Source organism: Streptomyces sp. NPDC097619 (genome assembly GCF_040302735.1).
In the GTDB taxonomy this organism is placed as follows: domain Bacteria; phylum Actinomycetota; class Actinomycetes; order Streptomycetales; family Streptomycetaceae; genus Streptomyces.
In genome coordinates, this window is sequence record NZ_JBEOSD010000315.1 from 1 (window position 1) to 2,086 (window position 2,086).

Annotated in this window: 2 protein-coding genes; both read left to right on the forward strand. The window is 70.3% G+C overall.

What is annotated here, in order from left to right; genetic code table 11:
* Window positions 1–162: 162 nt before the first annotated feature.
* Entirely contained in the window at window positions 163–627 is a 465-nt protein-coding gene (locus ABTZ17_RS36700; RefSeq protein WP_352200162.1) for a molybdenum cofactor biosynthesis protein MoaE, read from the forward strand.
* A gap of 282 nt (window positions 628–909) precedes the next feature.
* Complete coding sequence (locus ABTZ17_RS36705; protein WP_352200163.1) at window positions 910–1,995, forward strand: YlbL family protein; 1,086 nt, start codon at window positions 910–912, stop codon at window positions 1,993–1,995.
* Window positions 1,996–2,086: the final 91 nt, after the last annotated feature.

Sequence of the window (2,086 nt, forward strand, 5' to 3'; positions counted from 1 at the left end):
GGGGCCCGGCGCGGCCCCGCGCGCGGGGACGCGCCGGGTCGGGTCCCGCCGCGGCCCGGAAGGCCCGCGGCCGGGTCCTGTAGGAGGCTCCCAACGCGCCGCCGCGCCCCCGGCAGATCCGGCTATTCCGCGGGCTCGTCGCCGTAGGGCACGATGGTCGGTATGGACGTACCCACCTTCGACCACCCCGGTGAGCGGGCCGCAACGGACCCGATCCGGCTGCTGGCCATCCGGGAGACCCCGCTCTCGCTCGACGAGGTGTTCCGGGCCGTCGGCGACGACGCGACCGGCGGTACCGCCCTGTTCGTGGGCACGGTGCGCAACCACGACGGCGGCGCCGACGTGGACTCCCTCGGGTACTCGAGCCACCCCTCCGCGGAGGCGGAGATGCGCCGGGTGGCCGAACGGGTCGTGGCGAAGTTCCCGGTGCGGGCGCTGGCCGCGGTCCACCGCGTGGGGGACCTGTCCGTGGGCGATCTGGCGGTGGTCGTGGCGGTGTCCTGCCCGCACCGCGGCGAAGCCTTCGAGGCTTGCCGGATGCTCATCGACGACCTCAAGCACGAGGTGCCGATCTGGAAGCACCAGCGTTTCTCCGACGGCACCGAGGAATGGGTCGGAGCCTGCTGACTCCCCGATTTGCGTAACCCGGCTCCGCGGGCGAGCGTTATGACCAGCATCAATCCGTTGCGGTCGTTTCTCGGGGCTGGGAGGCACGGAATGGCATCTCTCGCGTGGCTGCTGATTCCCCTGTTCGCCGCCGTCGGCGCGGCGATATGGGCAGGCTGGGCAGCTCGTGACCGTACGTCCGGCGACATATCCGAGCTGGCGGGTTACGCGCGTTTCCGTGAGGCCATGGACAAGGCGCCCTCCGGCTCGGACGCGGGCTGACCCGTCCCGTACTGTCGTTCCATGCCACGCCGCACTGCGACGATGCTCGCTTCCGTGTTCATGCTCATCGGGTTCCTCATCTGCGGGGTCATGATCAAGGTCCCGTATTCGGAGATGAGCCCGGGGCCCACCGTGAACACGCTGGGTGAGGCGAACGGCGAGCCGGTCCTGCGGATCTCGGGCCACAAGACGTATCCGACCAGTGGTCACCTGAACATGACCACGGTCCGCGTCACGGGCGCCGACTACGACATGAACCTGCTCGAAGCGGTCTTCGGTTGGATTTCCCACGACAACATCGTGGTACCGCACGAGAACCTCTATCCGGACGGCAAGACCGAGGAACAGTCCACGCAGGAGAACGCCGAGGAGTTCAGCCAGTCCCAGGAGAGCGCCAAGGTCGCCGCCCTCAAGGAACTCGGCATTCCGGTGACGGCCCGCGTGGTGGTCGGCAGCGTGGTGAAGGACAGCCCCTCGGAGGGCCGGCTGCACGCCGGTGACGTGATCCGGGCCGTGGACGGCACCCCGGTGAAGGCCCCGGCGGACGTGGCCGAGCTGGTCACGAAGCACAAGGCGGGCGAGAAGGTGGAATTCACCATTGTCCCCGCCAAGGAGGCCGAGGCCGCCGAGAAGGCGGGCCGGGAGCCCACCGCCACGGAGAAGGTGGTCATCACCACCCGCGCCGCGGAGGACGACGGGCACGCCATCGTCGGGATCCGGGCCGCGACGGACCACACGTTCCCGTTCCAGGTGGACATCGAGCTCGCCGACGTGGGCGGTCCCAGCGCCGGCCTGATGTTCGCCCTGGGCATCGTGGACAAGCTCACCCCCCAGGACCTGACCGGCGGCAGGTTCGTCGCCGGTACCGGCACCATCGACGACGCGGGCAAGGTCGGCCCGATCGGCGGCATCCAGATGAAGACCATCGGGGCCCGCAACGCCGGGGCCCGCTACTTCCTCACCCCCGCCGACAACTGCTCCTCGGCGGCCCGGGACGTCCCCGACGGCCTCACCCTGGTGAAGGTGGACACCATCCACGACGCCCGGAAGTCCCTGGAGAAGATCGCGAAGGGCGAGACCTCCGGCCTCCCGCAATGCACCCGCTGATCCGCGCGCGGCGGGGCTGACGGAGCCGCACGGAAGGACCGGGGCCCGGGGACTGTCGGTGCCCGCCCAACGGATCCACGGGGACCTGCAC